The sequence below is a fragment of the Mucilaginibacter paludis DSM 18603 genome (assembly GCF_000166195.2).
Taxonomy (GTDB): Bacteria; Bacteroidota; Bacteroidia; order Sphingobacteriales; family Sphingobacteriaceae; genus Mucilaginibacter; species Mucilaginibacter paludis.
Genome location: NZ_CM001403.1, coordinates 3,589,701 through 3,604,429 on the forward strand (window position 1 = coordinate 3,589,701; position 14,729 = coordinate 3,604,429).

Here is a 14,729-nt window from a genome sequence, read left to right on the forward strand (position 1 = left end):
GTTATGAATAGAAGGCAATACGTTAGACCAGCAAACCCAGCTGATTAGAAATTCCCCTTCAAGCGCTTATTGATTCTTTTCCTTTTTATAATCCTTATGAACGATTAAAAAGCTGGCGCGTTCTTCTTTATGGAAGGGGATATCCCAGTTACCCTGGTAGGTGATTTTGATGGGGAGCAGCTCGCCGTCAAAGTTGCTGCATTCGATATTCATCTGCACGTTAAAATCGATCAGGAAGTTTTTAAATTTCATATCGATGTAACGGCCCAGAATCTGGAAGGTGCGGGTATCAAAAATGGTGGTCACTTCTTTGATGATCACATCATCATCACTAATGCTCGGCTTGGGTATCACCTTAAATCGATACACGGGTATACTATCTAAATAAGTTCCGCGGGCAAATTGGTAAGTATAAAACTGTCTCAGCTCCGGCGAAAATATCTCTGTTTTTCCACTTATAAAAGGAATGCCGGGCACTTTGCGTCCGGTGGTAAATACCAGGGTTTTTAGCTTGGCCTTATACCCTTCGTTCTTGCCACCGATGGCAGGGGAATCACCGCTGGTAAAATCGGAATTATAGGCGTTCATAAAAATGTAATCGAACATCTCTACAGTGTACAACTCATATTTGCCATTCTTTTTATAAACGTCGCCACTATCGCGCTTGGCTACAAACTCCATTTTATAGGCGCCCTTATTGTTGTGATGTATTTTGCGATAAATTTTACCCGATACCTTGTTCTTTTTATCGTAAGTATAAATCCGGTTCTCGGCGTTAAAGCTATAGCGTTTCATATTACGGAAGGCCTGGTAAAAGCCGGTATCGTTGAGCATGGCATCTATAAAATCCTGCGCGTTAAGCTTGTGGGCTTTAATATTAACCAGGTTGGTATCAATGGTGATAGACCTGATGGTATCCGGATTAAATCGGTTAATCTGTTGCGCAAAGCCCGTTGTGCCGATTAAAAGCATGATAGCGGTCAGGAATTTCTTCATTTATCGGGGATTCAAATTATACAATCATACTAAAAACGACTTGATAAATAAATGATTAACGTTACTTATCGCCTAATTACCTAATTCTTTAAGGGCCAGGTAAGCCATTAAGCCGGTACTCAATTCGAGCGCATTCTCTTCTATATCAAAGGTTGGTGTGTGTACCGACGAGGTAATTCCACGCGCTTCGTTGCGCGTACCCAAGCGGTAAAAGCACGAATCGGCAACCTGGCTGTAATAGGCAAAATCCTCGGCGGCCATCCAGATATCCAGGTCGAGCACATTCTCTTTGCCTAAATAATCTTCGGCGTGGGCACGTGTAGCGGCAGTAAGCTTCTCCTCGTTAATCAGGAACGGATAACCATTCATGATATTGAAATCGCAGCTGCCACCCATACTTTCGGCAATGCCTTCGGCCATTTTCTTCATTTTTTGGTGGGCCTCCTTGCGCCAGGCTTCGTCCAGCGTACGGAAGGTGCCTTCCAGGTAAACCTCGTTAGGTATCACATTGGTTGCCCCATTGGCAATTACCTTACCAAAGGATAGTACCGACGGCAGTTTTGGATCGGCGGTGCGGCTTACAATAGTTTGCAGCGCCACCAGGATGTGGGCGGTAATAATAACCGGGTCTATGTTTTGCTGAGGTTGCGCACCATGGCCCCCCTTGCCTTTTACAGTAACATAAATCTCATCCGTAGAGGCCATGTATTTACCTGCCCTAAAACCCACTTTACCGGCATCAATCAAAGGCATTACATGCTGGCCGAATACGGCCTGCGGTTTGGGGTTTTCCAATACGCCTTCTTTAATCATCAGGCTTGCTCCTCCAGGTAGTTTTTCTTCGGCGGGTTGAAAGATAAATTTAACGGTACCGGCAAATTCATTTTTCAACTCGGATAATATTTTAGCAGTGCCTAATAATGATGACGTATGTACATCATGGCCGCAGGCGTGCATTACTCCCGGATTAGTTGATTTATAAGGAACATCATTAGCCTCTACAATAGGCAGCGCATCCATATCGGCCCGTAGTGCAATCACCCTGTCGGACGGTTTGCCACCTTTAAGCAGGGCTACCAAACCGGTATCAGCCATGTGCTCGTAAGGAATACCCAGGGCATCCAGTTGGGCGGCAACAAAAGCCGATGTTTGATGCTCATTGAAGGATAGCTCCGGATTAGCATGTAAATGACGGCGGTTGCCTACCACATCATTAAAAATGGTTTTGGATAGTTCCTGTATTTTTTCTTTAATCATTGGTATTTCCAATTTTGGGCAGATTGATCTTTTCGGAGATGATGAACAAGCTTGGGAATTGAGAGCGCAGTTGCTCCAATAGTTTAGAAGCTTCCAGCCGGGTACGGAAATCGCCCGCGCGAACTTTAAAATTAGGTTCGCTGTAAATAATGTACGTTTTTAATTCCGGGTAAAGCTCATTGAATTTAGATTGAGCATTATAGGCTTCACTGCGGTTTGAGCCCGAAAATATCTGCACCCGGTACCCAGTACCCGAGGCCGGTGCATAAACGCCGGTATTGGCTCCGGCAGGCGCCTTACTCAATGCGATACGCAACGCTATCAGGCTATCAATCCGGGCATCTTTAACAACTGTAACCTTGCCCGGTGTTTGCGCCATCGTAGCGGCCGATATCAGCATAAAAAAAGCAATACCATACCTTAATGCTTTACAGCGCAAAAAGGATATGGTATTGCTATCTTTCATTTTATAATTTAAGCATTATAAATCTCCCCGATAGGGAAATTTTTTAATTTGTAAAGTCATCCCTACCGGGGAGGGTTGGGTGGGGGCCTTAGGCCACACCTACACCATGACAGTTTTTAAACTTTTTACCGCTACCACAAGGGCAAGGATCGTTACGGCCAATTTTTTGTTCGGCCTTTACTGGCATTTGCTTTTGAACTTCGCGGGTATCATCAACCAAGGTTGGTACGCCGTTGGTTTCGTGAGCCAGCTCCGGTTTTGATGTACGCATGTTACGCATATCGGTTTTTGGCTGAGGCCTTGCTTCCTGCACTTCCTCTTCCTGTTGCATCGGGATGCCACCTCGGAACAAGAAACTTACAATTTCTTTATTCACATTGGCCAGCATCTGGCGGAACAGTTCAAAAGCTTCAAACTTATAAACCAATAAAGGGTCCTTTTGTTCGTACACCGCATTTTGAACAGATTGTTTCAACTCGTCCATCTCGCGCAAGTGCTCTTTCCAGGCATCATCGATAAAGGTAAGCGTTACATTCTTCTCGAACGATTTAAACACTTCCTGCCCATGGTTATCAATCGCCTTCTTTAACGGAACGGCAATCTGTAAGCCGTGTATGCCGTCGGTAAATGGTACTATAATGTTTTCAATTCCCTGGCGGTTATCATAAACATCCTTTAACACAGGGTAGGCCTGGTTGGCAATAGCCTCAGCCTTACGCTTATAAAAATCGGTTACCTGGTGGAATGTTTTATCGGTTAATTTATTGGCAGAAAGACTGGCAAATTCATCTTCGCTGATGTCCACATCAAGCGAGAATAGGCGGATCACTTCCAGTTTAAATCCTTCGTAATTATTTTCGCCTTTATACTCGGCAACTACATCGTCAGCTACATCAAAAATGGTGTTGCTCAAATCAACATCCAGACGTTCGCCAAATAAAGCATTTTTACGTTTGGTATAAATTACGGTACGCTGCGAGTTCATCACGTCGTCATATTCCAGCAAGCGCTTACGGATGCCAAAGTTATTTTCTTCCACCTTCTTTTGAGCCCGCTCGATAGAATTGGTGATCATGGAGTGCTGAATTACCTCGCCCTCTTCAATTCCCATTTTTACCATCAGGCTGGAAATCCGTTCTGAACCGAATAAACGCATCAGATCATCTTCCAACGACACGAAGAACTGTGAAGACCCTGGATCGCCCTGACGACCGGCACGACCACGCAACTGGCGGTCAACACGGCGCGACTCATGGCGCTCGGTACCTACAATGGCTAAACCACCAACATCCTTAACGCCTTCGCCCAGCTTAATATCCGTACCACGGCCAGCCATGTTGGTAGCAATGGTAACGGTGCCACTTTTACCGGCTTCGGCCACAATATCGGCTTCTTTTTGGTGCATTTTGGCGTTCAGTACATTGTGCTTAATACCGCGTAGTTTCAACATGCGGCTCAGCAATTCAGAAATTTCCACCGAGGTGGTACCTACCAGCACCGGGCGACCGGCCCGTGGTTCAAGCTGGCCCGTTAACGGGTTTGGAGCAGGTATTAAACTTCCTTTACCATCTAACTGAGGCACGGGCTTTCCGGCGCTGTCAAATTTAACAACCGGCTTGCCGGCGCTCATTTTTATTTTGCCTTCTTTATCCTTTTCGTACTGCGGCTCGTAATGCGAGTATGGGAATACTAAAGTTTGAATTTCGCCAGCAACGGCGTTGTATTTTTCGCGCACGGTACGATAAACCAGATCCTGGTAATCGCTACGGCTGGTTGGCGTATTGGTTGGTATTTCAACCACATCCAGTTTGTATATTTCCCAAAACTCACCGGCTTCGGTTACGGCAGTACCCGTCATACCGCAAAGCTTGTGGTACATCCTGAAGTAGTTTTGTAAAGTAACGGTAGCAAAAGTTTGTGATGCATCCTCAACTTTAACGTTTTCCTTAGCTTCAATAGCCTGGTGCAAACCATCCGAGTAACGGCGACCATCTAAAACACGGCCTGTTTGCTCATCTACAATCTTAACTTTGCCCTCGTCCAAAATGTATTCAACATCTTTTTCAAACAAAGTATAAGCCTTTAGTAATTGGTTAATGGAGTGGATCCGTTCAGACTTGATAGAAAAATCGCGCATCAGGGCATCCTTCTTAGCAACTTTTTCTTCGATAGTTAAAGCTGATTTTTCAATATCAGCAACCTCGCCGCCCACATCAGGCATCACAAAAAAGTGAGGATCTTCGCCCGAAGTTGTGATCAACTCGATACCTTTCTCGCTTAGTTCAACCTGGTTGTTTTTTTCGTCGATGATGAAATATAACTCGGCATCAACCTTCGGCATTTCCTTTGCCGAATCCTGCATATAGTAATTCTCGGTTTTTTGCAGAATGGTTTTGTTACCACCCTCGCTTAAAAACTTAATTAAGGCTTTGTTTTTTGGCAAACCGCGGTGCGCACGCAATAGGGCCAGTCCACCATCTTCAACGCCGGTTTTACCATCGTTAATCAGTTTCTTGGCTTCATTTAATACACCCAAAACATAATTTTTTTGTGTATTCACCAAACGCTCTATACGTGGTTTAAGTTCATAAAACTCATGCTCATCGCCACGCGGAATAGGGCCTGAGATGATCAGCGGTGTACGGGCGTCGTCAATTAAAACTGAATCCACCTCATCAACCATGGCATAATGCAGTTTGCGTTGCACCAATTCTTCGGGGCTACGTGTCATATTGTCACGCAGGTAGTCAAAACCGAACTCGTTATTGGTACCAAAGGTAATATCGGCTAAGTAAGCATTGCGGCGTTCCTCGCTGTTGGGCTCGTGCCTGTCAATACAATCAACAGATAAGCCATGAAACTCATATAACGGGCCCATCCACTCCGAGTCACGTCGGGCCAGGTAATCGTTCACAGTTACAATGTGTACGCCTTCGCCGGCAATGGCATTTAAATAAGCAGGTAACGTAGCAACCAGCGTTTTACCTTCACCAGTGGCCATTTCGGCAATTTTACCCTGGTGCAATACCACACCACCTAATAACTGCACATCGTAATGTACCATGTTCCAGGTAACTTCGTTACCGGCAGCAATCCAACTGTTATGGTGTACGGCTTTATCGCCATTGATAATTACATTCTTTTTTATGGCGGCCAATTCGCGGTCAAACGGCGTTGCGGTAACCTCAATAGTTTTATTTTCGGTAAAACGTTTAGCGGTTTCTTTAACAACGGCAAAGGCTTCGGGCAGTATTTGCAATAATATTACCTCTAACTCTTTGTTACGGTCTTTTTCTATCTTGTCAATCTGGGTATACAGGTCAACCTTTTCGCTAACATCCAAATCCGGATTTTCGGCCTGGGTTTTAACTGATTGTAACGCAGCATCAATATCAGCCAAGCCGTTTTTGATCCTCTCTTTAAAATCAAGGGTTTTTGCCCTTAATTCATCGTTACTTAACGTGCCTAATTTGGCAAACTCCGCTTTTATTTTTTCAACTATAGGTTGTATAGTCTTAACATCTCTGTCCGACTTGTTCCCAAAAAGCTTACTGATAAATCCCAACATGCTGTGTATTTTGATAATAAATTAAGGCTAAGGCAACAATTGAGCCATAGCAGGTTAAAAGCCATTATGACAGGCTAAATTACGCTTTATAGATGAAATTACAGGTAGTTTTTGTTTAATAGTGTGTTAATCTGGGTTTGAAGGTGTTAATAAGTCGGCAGGCGATCATAGCCGGGCGCAACTAATCGGTAGTTAAATTCGGTTGATTGACGGAACCAGCGTTTCAGATGATTGGTGAAATTAGTTTCTATTCGTGTATTAATTATCATTCTTCCTCGTTTTCATCACCAAACTCATCATCATCGTCAAAATCGTTAAAAAAACGCTCATCATCATTAAACCTCAGCTCTTCCAGCTTTTCCTGCTCGGGCGTGCTGGTATCAAATCGGATAGCCCAATTATCCGGGATATCGTAAGTTTTATCGAAACCACGGATCCAATCCACAAAAACCAAGCGGAACTCTTCAATCTTTTCGCGCATCAGCTGTACATAATCCTCTTCGTTTATATTAACCATCTCCGCAAAGGATATGGCGTTAAACATATCTTGGACGGCCAGCTTGATCAATACTGCGTTTTGCATTCTTAAAGTGTATATGCCTCCGCCTTCTGCCCCGGCAATTTTTGCTTGTATTAAAGCCGCGTTAGTCCACATTTGCCCCGCCAGGGATTCCTTCATTTCATCTTCCTTTAATGCGTCGGCAATAATTTCAACCAACTCAAATATTTCTTGAGATTTACGGTAAACAGGCAAGTGTTCGTATTTTTCCCGACGCATTTGGCTTTTTTATTACAAAGAAAAATAAAATAGTTAAATGTAGCTGACGGTTTTAACCACAAAAGAAGAATAAAAAACATCGGCCAAAATAATGAGCCGTAAAGGTAGAATGACCAAGTCCGCCGAGCGAAGAAAAAACCATTGAACCGTGATATCAGGCCTAACGTAGATATTACATAAAAGAAAAGGGAACTTAAATGCCTGAATTTAAGCTACCTCCGATTACCATCAATAATGGTGATTTCAGCATTGAGCAATTAGACTTTGATCCCAAATCTTACAGCCCAATTAAAATCATTTGATCCCGCTATAATTCCCGAGCCTCAAAAGTATTTCCTTGCCTAATATCGCCACTATCAAAACCTTTTTTAAACCAGTAAGCCCGTTGCTCAGATGTGCCGTGGGTAAAACTATCCGGCGATACGTGTCCGGTAGCCTGTTTTTGCAGTCGGTCATCGCCGATGGCATGTGCGGCGTTGAGCACCGAGTCGATATCTGAGCGCTCAATTACAATTCCTTTTCCGGGAGCCTGTTCATAATGTGCCCAAACCCCGGCATAAAAATCGGCCTGCAGCTCAAGTTTAACTGATAGTTTATTGTATTCGCTCTGGCTTAAGCGGCTACGGGCCTGGTCCATCTGTGCCGAAACGCCTAACAAGTTTTGAACATGGTGGCCCACTTCGTGCGCTATTACATACGCTTCTGCCGCCAGTCCGGGTGCATGGAAACGATTTTGTAAGTCGTTAAAAAAGGCCGTATCCAGGTAAACCTTACTGTCCGCAGGGCAATAAAACGGGCCTGTGGCCGAGCTGGCAAAACCACAACCGGCTTCTACACCTTCGCTATATAAATAAAGTTTAGGTTTAATGTAAGTTTTACCCTGCGCCCGGAACAGGCTGTCCCATACGTCTTCGGTACCGGCTAAAACTACCCCGATAAATTTGCGCTGCATACTCTTCGGGCCGTATTGGGTGCTTTGCTGCCGCGATGAATCGGAACCGGTTTGGTTGATAGATTGTGTAGGATTAGTACCGGTAAACAGGTAAAATAAAAAACCAATAATACCTAAGATACCACCGCCAAAAGCCAAACCCTTGCCGCCGCTTCCGTTACCATCTTCTACATTTCCGCTTTCGCGGCCACCAAACCACTTCATAATAATTCATTTTAATTAAAATTATTAACCGCAAGTACTGGTGATTGTTTTGCTTGAAATTAATGAAGATGTAAATAAGCCCGGTAAAATATCATGCGGCAAAAACCAGAGTTGCCTGGTAACTGGCAATTTGGTTTATAGAAGACATCATTATAAGTAACGGACCCGGCGGGCCGAAAAAAATAGGGATGACGTTTGAACCTTCGCAGACTGTGAGGTGCAGAAAGAAAAGTGCGCAAAAGCCTGACTGCACGCCGGGCCAGGAGTTGGCCTGTGGGCGGAAGGATCGGGCAGTCTTGATTTTTTTGGTTACTTTTTGTATCAAGACAAAAAGTGACAAGCCCCTTCCCGCGGCAATTGAGCGGGCCGATGATCTAAATTATGAATACTGATTATTAACGCAAAATAAGCGATTGACAATCAGCGCACCCGATATGCTGCATGCTTATCGCGCGCAAAAGGTCTCTCCTCACGTCGGGATGACATGACGGATAGAAATTTAGCATTGATAATCAATAGCTTACATAGACATCATTATAAAGCTCTGGGTACGCAGGGAATGCGCTTCACCAGCTTTAAACGCATGGGGATAGTATTGCTAAAGGATAACAGATTGATGGTGGAATCGCCCGCAGTGCTGAGCTTAAAGCTTTCATCATACGCACCGAAACGGAAACAACCTCCCTCTTTTTTCAGCGTATAATCCGCATTACAGAAAAAACCGTTCAGGTGCAGGGTATCGCTTTTTTGTTCGTAGGTACCTTTGGCATATTCCTGCCAGCGGCCCTTGTTCATACAGGTATCAGCACCATAGTTTACCTTACTTACCGACGCAATGCACACATAAAAGGAATCGCAGCTGAACCTGAAATTATACAGGGCATAACTAACCAGTTGCTTCTGCTTTTCAACGGTATCCTGTTTCCATTCGCCTTGTATAATGGCGGTACCTTTACCCTGGTAATTGGGGTTAAAACTACAGGAGGGGAAGAGAAGCAGGAAGCAGCAGGCAAGAAGCAAGGAGCTTAAAGCCAGTGATGTAAAAGGTGAACGGCGGAAAGTTTTACGCATATTAATGAAAAGCCCTCCCCAAAAAGGGGAGGGTTAGGTGGGGGCGTTTATTTTAAACCGCCAATCATATCTTCGGGTTTAACCCATTCGTCAAACTGCTCGTTGGTTAATAAACCTAAGCCGATAGCAGCTTCGCGCAGCGATTTATTCTCTTTTAAGGCGTACTTGGCAATTTTGGCAGCATTCTCATACCCAATATGCGGGTTGAGGGCCGTAACCAGCATCAACGAGTTTTCAAGGTGCTTTTTAATACCATCGTAATTAGGCTCAATGCCTTTGGCGCAATGGTCGTTAAAAGATACGCAGGCATCACCAATCAGGCGGGCCGACTGTAAAAAATTAGCTGCCATTACCGGCTTAAATACGTTAAGCTCATAGTGGCCGTTTGAGCCTCCGATAGATATAGTTACATCGTTACCCATTACCTGTGCGGCAACCATGGTTACGGCCTCGTTTTGGGTAGGGTTAACCTTGCCCGGCATAATTGACGATCCCGGCTCGTTATCCGGAATGTGGATCTCGCCGATGCCTGAACGCGGGCCCGAGGCCAGCATACGGATATCGTTAGCAATCTTCATTAACGATACCGCTATTTGTTTTAAAGCGCCATGTGTTTCCACAATGGCATCATGAGCGGCTAAAGCTTCAAACTTATTTTCGGCAGTACGGAAAGGCAGGTTGGTAAATTGGGCAATGTATTCGGCCACCTTAACATCGTAACCCTTAGGGGTGTTAATGCCTGTACCTACGGCAGTTCCGCCAAGGGCCAATTCCGAAAGGTGATCAAGCGTGTTCCTCAACGCTCTTAAACCATGCTCCAACTGAGATACATAACCCGAAAACTCCTGGCCCAGGGTAAGCGGCGTAGCATCCATTAAGTGGGTACGGCCTATCTTAACTACATTCTTAAATTTTTCCGAACGCTCTTTTAGCGTATCGCGCAGTTTTTCAACACCCGGTATGGTTACATCCATCACCATTTTATAGGCGGCGATGTGCATAGCGGTAGGGTAGGTATCGTTTGATGATTGCGATTTATTGACATCATCATTCGGGTGGATAAAGGTTTTGCCTTCGCCCAGTTTGTTGCCTTGCAGTACATGCGCGCGGTTGGCAATCACCTCGTTCACGTTCATGTTTGATTGCGTGCCCGATCCGGTTTGCCATATCACCAACGGAAATTCAGCAGCCAGTTCCCCGGCTAAAATTTCGTCACAAACCTGTGCTATCTGGTCGCGTTTTTCGGCAGGCAATACACCACAATCGGTATTGGTATATGCCGCGGCCTTTTTTAAATAAGCAAACGCTGCGATAATCTCCTTAGGCATAGATGCCTCAGGGCCTATTTTAAAATTGTTGCGAGAGCGCTCGGTTTGTGCGCCCCAGTATTTATCGGCAGGTACTTGTACCTCGCCCATGGTGTCGTGTTCAGTTCTGAAACTCATGGTGTTAAATTTGGGCCAAATATAGGGGGATTACACCAAATATTTTTTACTGAATATCACGATTTCGCCGCTACTAATTTGATTTCACCGATTGTTGAAAAGAAACTATAGTTCCTCGTTAGCTACCAGCAAAAAAACCACACTGTTTAAACGGCGTACTGCAAAGTGGGCCTGGGTTTCAAACGGCGGCAAATTATAGGTTTTGTTATACTCCGACAGAAACAAAAACATATCGCCGGGTTTATCTACTGTTAATAAATGCTTTGCCAAGCCCTCTTTTTCGGCGGCAAAGGCTTCTAACTTTTGAGCTTCGGTTAAGGCAAATATCCACCTGGTATTTTCTATAGCTGTGTTATGCATTATTTCGCCTAAAGTAGCTACTGTATCTTTAACCAATTTCTTTACGTCTTGCCTTTCCATAGCGCCAAAGCTATCATTTAATTATGGTTAATGGGTTTTTATTAATGAAGGGGCGATTTCGCGTTTTACGAATTTTTTTCTAACTTCACTAAGTTTTCCAAGTCGAAACATGGTTATTATCACAAAAGGTGTAATTCATTTATTTGCAAACAAACATCCCCGTTCATTAATTGCACTAAATGAATGGTTTGCCAAATCAAAAAAATCAGATTGGAATAGCTTGCCGGATGTAAAACAGTCTTTTAACTCGGTAGATTATATAGGTAACGATAGGTATGTATTTGACATAGCCGGGAATAATTACCGGCTTATTGCCATGATTCATTTTGATATCAGAACCATTTACATACGTGGAATTTTCACACATCCGGAATATGATGAACTAAACAAGAGAGGGAAATTAAATCAACTTTAATTATGGAGCGTATTGAAAACAACAGCGATTACTATATTGCTTTATCTAAAATTGAAAGTTTTATTGCCAGGGGATTCGATAATCTAAGCGTAAAAGAAACTAAAGAATTGGAAACATTGTCTTTATTGGTTGAGCAATTTGAAACCGATAAGTATCCAATGCCTATGCAAGCTTCCATAACGGATGTACTGCAAAATATAATGCACGAGAAAAAAATGAACAAATCACAACTTTCCGCTTTTCTTGAAATTCCAAATTCAACACTAAGTTCTATTCTTAACGGCAAGAAGAAGATCAATATGGGTATTGCCAAAAAATTACATTCAAAACTTCACATTGATGGCAATTTAATTCTGGAAACAGTATAGGACTCATCAGTCAAACTGATGCTTCTCCAAATCATGCTCTGCCTGGCGGCTAATCAGCTGCCTTCGTTTCTCCGCCTCGGTACTCACATCATGAGCATGTACGTCATCCGTGGCAGCAACTGCTTTATCCCGTTCTTTATTGGCAAAATGCGTGTCCGACTCTTCAATCCGCGAAAGCGCCACATCGTACGATCCCTTGGGCGACATTAGCTTCACAAATACCGGTAAACACTCAAAAAGAATAAACAGGTAAGCGATAAACGATTGCGCCAGATAAGTATCCAGGTCGCGCTTGCCATCTGCCCTGTAAGCCAATTGGCCGAGCGCCCAGTTACGGTCGGCAAAACCGGCCACATTTGATAGGCTGTCCAGTTGATGCTCCGAAAAAAGTTTAACGTTGTTCAGTCCATCGTATTCTTTGCGCTGGTTTAAATAGCCGTCCATTTTATCCAGGTTATCCTGCACTACTTTCAGCCTGTCTTGTTTTTCCTGCAAAACGCCTTGCTTTTGCTTGGCGTAGGTTCCATATCCTTTAATGCCCGATGTTTGGTTGCTTTTATCGCCAAAAACCTCCTGGTTTAACTGGTAGCGCGAGCGGTTGATATCTTTGGTGAGCGAGTCTCGCTCCTTTTTCATGTCGTTATTTTTGAGCAGCTCCTGCCCGTACTTTTCGTTGTAGGCCTTTTGCAGGGTATCAATTTTACTGCGCTGCCCGTTAAGGTAAGATGTTTTAAGTTTCTGGCGGATCTCTTTATCAAAAATTTTGAGCTCCAGCGGGCGCGATATAACCACACCAATCATAATAGCCAGCAAAATCCGCGGCGATGCCTGTAGTATTTGTTGGTTGGTTGTACCCTGTTTATTGATACTACCCACAATATAGCGGTCCATATTAAAAATAGCCAACCCCCAGATGATGCCGAACAAAATGGCGAACGCCACCGCAAAATCGTTCCCGCTAAAAACAAAATACATGGCGTAGCCACCAGAAAGGGAGGCAAACAGAGCCGTAAAAAATATGGTGGCACCTATGCCCACATACTTGTTATGTTCGATGGGGTATTTTTTCAGCGTATCTACGTGGGCGCCGGAGCAAAACCAAAAAAAACGTGTAATCTTCTTCATTCCTTACTTAGTGCAACCAATATTACACCTGTTACTATTAAACGCCCACTATGTTTGTTTGTTACAGATCAAATTACGAAATATAGCCCGGCCAAGCAATCTGCTTTGTGTTATAAAATCAATAACTTTGCCCAACAAATTAGATATACATGAAAGAAATAAGCGTACAGGAACTTAAAGAAAAAATGGACAAAGGTGAAGATTTTCAGCTGATTGATGTGCGTGAAGATTTTGAGTACGAAATGTCAAACCTGGGCGGTACTTTAATTCCCCTTGCCGGGATCCTGATCGAGTCGGAAAAAATAGCAAAAGATAAACCTGTTATTATGCAATGCCGCAGCGGCAAACGCAGCGCCGTAGCTATTATGCAGCTTGAGCAAAAAGGGTTTACCAATTTGTATAATTTAACGGGGGGAATTTTGGCCTGGGCCGATGAAATTGACCCTTCAATGCAGGTATACTAATGTGGTTTAAAGTACTGTTAAACGTATTATACAACGTTTGCATTTTTTTGTGCCTGCTGTTTGGTTATTATAGCATTAAAAACAGCAACTGGGCCTATTTGTTGGGGGCAATTTTTTTGTGTGCAATGGTGATTATCTTTAAAATAAGGCTGATCAAAGACATTAAAAGCACACAGAAAAAGCTGTAACTTCAACAAAAAAAACAAAAGATGTTTATAGCAATTCTCGGCATCATTGTGCTCATCGCGGGCATGGTGATCAAACGTAGCCCGTCGCCCAATAGTCATTATTCGGGCATTATTACCATTGTTGGGGTAGTTATTGTGGTAATCGGTTTGTTCAGCTCCTCGGTTAAGGTTATTGAGCAGGGTACGGTAGGCGTACAGTCGTTATTTGGCAAGGTACAAAATGATGTACTGGAAAGCGGGCTGCACATTATTGATCCAGTGGTTGATGTAACCACCTTCGATTCGCGCACCCAAAACTATACCATGAGCGCGCAAACTACCGAAGGTCAAAAAAGCGGTGACGATGCCATCCGCGTATTATCATCGGATGGTTTGGAAGTAACGGTAGACCTTACTGTTTTATACCGCGTAATCCCTTACAAAACCCCCTACATCCTCCAAAACATCGGTATCGATTATGTGGACAAAATAGTGCGCCCTGTGGCGCGTACCGCCATACGCGACAATGCTGTTTACTATGAAGCCGTGGCGCTTTACTCCACCCGGAGAGAAGAGTTCCAAAACAAAATACAAAAAGCCATCAGCGCCAGCTTTGCCAAAAACGGAATTGAGCTGCAACAGTTACTGGTACGCAACATCACCCTCCCGGCATCGGTAAAAGCCAGTATCGAATCAAAGATCAATGCCGAGCAGGATGCTCAAAAAATGCAATTTGTACTGCAAAAGGAAAAGCAGGAAGCCGAACGTAAAAGGGTAGAAGCACAGGGTATAGCCGATTATCAAAAGATATTATCTACCGGCCTATCAGACAAGCAATTGCAATACGAAACCATTAAGGCTCAAAAAGAAATTGCCCTTTCGCCAAATGCTAAGGTAATTATCCTCGGTAATGGCAAAGGAGCGCCAATTATTTTAGGCAAGGATTAGCACTGTGATTTTAATCTTGCTTCGAAAATCTTGAGCCTGAATTAACAGGGCGACAATTGTACTTTCAATATAAAACAAAAGGCCC

At 43.8% G+C, this 14,729-nt stretch carries 15 protein-coding genes; 5 read left to right on the forward strand and 10 right to left on the reverse strand.

The features are described 5' to 3' along the window. Positions 1 to 66: 66 nt before the first annotated feature. The 9 genes from MUCPA_RS15175 to MUCPA_RS15220 all read right to left on the reverse strand — a co-directional run bounded on the left by MUCPA_RS15175 (position 67) and on the right by MUCPA_RS15220 (position 11,157). The gene (locus MUCPA_RS15175) at positions 67 to 996 is read right to left on the reverse strand and encodes a hypothetical protein (RefSeq protein WP_008507531.1); all 930 of its coding nucleotides are present in this window, start codon (positions 994 to 996) and stop codon (positions 67 to 69) included. Between the two features lie 72 nt (positions 997 to 1,068). Further along, a complete protein-coding gene (locus MUCPA_RS15180) occupies positions 1,069 to 2,253 on the reverse strand; it encodes a M20 metallopeptidase family protein (protein WP_008507533.1) in 1,185 nt (394 codons plus the stop codon). After that, positions 2,246 to 2,719 (reverse strand): SPOR domain-containing protein, encoded by a 474-nt coding sequence (locus tag MUCPA_RS15185; RefSeq protein ID WP_008507534.1) that lies wholly within the window; start codon positions 2,717 to 2,719, stop codon positions 2,246 to 2,248. The genes MUCPA_RS15180 and MUCPA_RS15185 overlap by 8 nt, the downstream gene beginning before the upstream one ends. An 88-nt stretch (positions 2,720 to 2,807) precedes the next feature. Further along, positions 2,808 to 6,287, reverse strand: a complete 3,480-nt coding sequence (locus MUCPA_RS38880; protein ID WP_008507536.1) for a preprotein translocase subunit SecA — start codon at positions 6,285 to 6,287, stop codon at positions 2,808 to 2,810. 265 nt (positions 6,288 to 6,552) lie between these two features. Then, positions 6,553 to 7,065 (reverse strand): hypothetical protein, encoded by a 513-nt coding sequence (locus tag MUCPA_RS15195; protein ID WP_008507537.1) that lies wholly within the window; start codon positions 7,063 to 7,065, stop codon positions 6,553 to 6,555. A gap of 307 nt (positions 7,066 to 7,372) precedes the next feature. Beyond that, positions 7,373 to 8,221, reverse strand: coding sequence for a KPN_02809 family neutral zinc metallopeptidase (gene ypfJ, locus MUCPA_RS15200; protein ID WP_008507539.1), 849 nt, complete (start codon positions 8,219 to 8,221; stop codon positions 7,373 to 7,375). Positions 8,222 to 8,755: 534 nt separating this feature from the next. Next, positions 8,756 to 9,292, reverse strand: a complete 537-nt coding sequence (locus MUCPA_RS15210; RefSeq protein ID WP_008507541.1) for a hypothetical protein — start codon at positions 9,290 to 9,292, stop codon at positions 8,756 to 8,758. Positions 9,293 to 9,339: 47 nt separating this feature from the next. Further along, positions 9,340 to 10,737, reverse strand: coding sequence for a class II fumarate hydratase (gene fumC, locus MUCPA_RS15215; RefSeq protein ID WP_008507543.1), 1,398 nt, complete (start codon positions 10,735 to 10,737; stop codon positions 9,340 to 9,342). 105 nt (positions 10,738 to 10,842) lie between these two features. Next, the gene (locus MUCPA_RS15220) at positions 10,843 to 11,157 is read right to left on the reverse strand and encodes a hypothetical protein (protein WP_008507545.1); all 315 of its coding nucleotides are present in this window, start codon (positions 11,155 to 11,157) and stop codon (positions 10,843 to 10,845) included. Positions 11,158 to 11,266: 109 nt separating this feature from the next. On the opposite strand from MUCPA_RS15220, the gene MUCPA_RS15225 reads away from it, so the two are divergent. Together MUCPA_RS15225 and MUCPA_RS15230 are read left to right on the forward strand one after the other, a co-directional pair. Beyond that, complete coding sequence (locus tag MUCPA_RS15225; protein ID WP_008507547.1) at positions 11,267 to 11,572, forward strand: type II toxin-antitoxin system HigB family toxin; 306 nt, start codon at positions 11,267 to 11,269, stop codon at positions 11,570 to 11,572. Between the two features lie 2 nt (positions 11,573 to 11,574). Further along, positions 11,575 to 11,940 (forward strand): helix-turn-helix domain-containing protein, encoded by a 366-nt coding sequence (locus MUCPA_RS15230; protein ID WP_008507548.1) that lies wholly within the window; start codon positions 11,575 to 11,577, stop codon positions 11,938 to 11,940. Positions 11,941 to 11,946: 6 nt separating this feature from the next. Here the strand turns inward: MUCPA_RS15230 and MUCPA_RS15235 are convergent, their stop codons facing one another. Next, a complete protein-coding gene (locus MUCPA_RS15235) occupies positions 11,947 to 13,065 on the reverse strand; it encodes a DUF4407 domain-containing protein (RefSeq protein ID WP_008507549.1) in 1,119 nt (372 codons plus the stop codon). Positions 13,066 to 13,214: 149 nt separating this feature from the next. Between MUCPA_RS15235 and MUCPA_RS15240 the strand changes: the two genes are divergently transcribed. From MUCPA_RS15240 to MUCPA_RS15250, 3 genes are read left to right on the forward strand one after another with little or no spacing between them, the layout of a single operon-like run. Then, positions 13,215 to 13,529, forward strand: a complete 315-nt coding sequence (locus MUCPA_RS15240; RefSeq protein ID WP_008507550.1) for a rhodanese-like domain-containing protein — start codon at positions 13,215 to 13,217, stop codon at positions 13,527 to 13,529. Further along, complete coding sequence (locus MUCPA_RS39560; protein WP_008507552.1) at positions 13,529 to 13,717, forward strand: DUF6358 family protein; 189 nt, start codon at positions 13,529 to 13,531, stop codon at positions 13,715 to 13,717. The genes MUCPA_RS15240 and MUCPA_RS39560 overlap by 1 nt, the downstream gene beginning before the upstream one ends. Before the next feature lie 21 nt (positions 13,718 to 13,738). Further along, a complete protein-coding gene (locus MUCPA_RS15250; protein WP_008507553.1) occupies positions 13,739 to 14,644 on the forward strand; it encodes a prohibitin family protein in 906 nt (301 codons plus the stop codon). The last annotated feature ends 85 nt before the right edge of the window (positions 14,645 to 14,729 follow it).

Coding starts and splice junctions, on each gene's coding strand:
- MUCPA_RS15175 (WP_008507531.1), bottom strand. CDS start 996: ATGAAGAAATTCCTGACCGCTATCATGCTTTTAATCGGCACAACGGGC.
- MUCPA_RS15180 (WP_008507533.1), bottom strand. CDS start 2,253: ATGATTAAAGAAAAAATACAGGAACTATCCAAAACCATTTTTAATGAT.
- MUCPA_RS15185 (WP_008507534.1), bottom strand. CDS start 2,719: ATGAAAGATAGCAATACCATATCCTTTTTGCGCTGTAAAGCATTAAGG.
- MUCPA_RS38880 (WP_008507536.1), bottom strand. CDS start 6,287: ATGTTGGGATTTATCAGTAAGCTTTTTGGGAACAAGTCGGACAGAGAT.
- MUCPA_RS15195 (WP_008507537.1), bottom strand. CDS start 7,065: ATGCGTCGGGAAAAATACGAACACTTGCCTGTTTACCGTAAATCTCAA.
- ypfJ (WP_008507539.1), bottom strand. CDS start 8,221: ATGAAGTGGTTTGGTGGCCGCGAAAGCGGAAATGTAGAAGATGGTAAC.
- MUCPA_RS15210 (WP_008507541.1), bottom strand. CDS start 9,292: ATGCGTAAAACTTTCCGCCGTTCACCTTTTACATCACTGGCTTTAAGC.
- fumC (WP_008507543.1), bottom strand. CDS start 10,737: ATGAGTTTCAGAACTGAACACGACACCATGGGCGAGGTACAAGTACCT.
- MUCPA_RS15220 (WP_008507545.1), bottom strand. CDS start 11,157: ATGGAAAGGCAAGACGTAAAGAAATTGGTTAAAGATACAGTAGCTACT.
- MUCPA_RS15225 (WP_008507547.1), top strand. CDS start 11,267: ATGGTTATTATCACAAAAGGTGTAATTCATTTATTTGCAAACAAACAT.
- MUCPA_RS15230 (WP_008507548.1), top strand. CDS start 11,575: ATGGAGCGTATTGAAAACAACAGCGATTACTATATTGCTTTATCTAAA.
- MUCPA_RS15235 (WP_008507549.1), bottom strand. CDS start 13,065: ATGAAGAAGATTACACGTTTTTTTTGGTTTTGCTCCGGCGCCCACGTA.
- MUCPA_RS15240 (WP_008507550.1), top strand. CDS start 13,215: ATGAAAGAAATAAGCGTACAGGAACTTAAAGAAAAAATGGACAAAGGT.
- MUCPA_RS39560 (WP_008507552.1), top strand. CDS start 13,529: ATGTGGTTTAAAGTACTGTTAAACGTATTATACAACGTTTGCATTTTT.
- MUCPA_RS15250 (WP_008507553.1), top strand. CDS start 13,739: ATGTTTATAGCAATTCTCGGCATCATTGTGCTCATCGCGGGCATGGTG.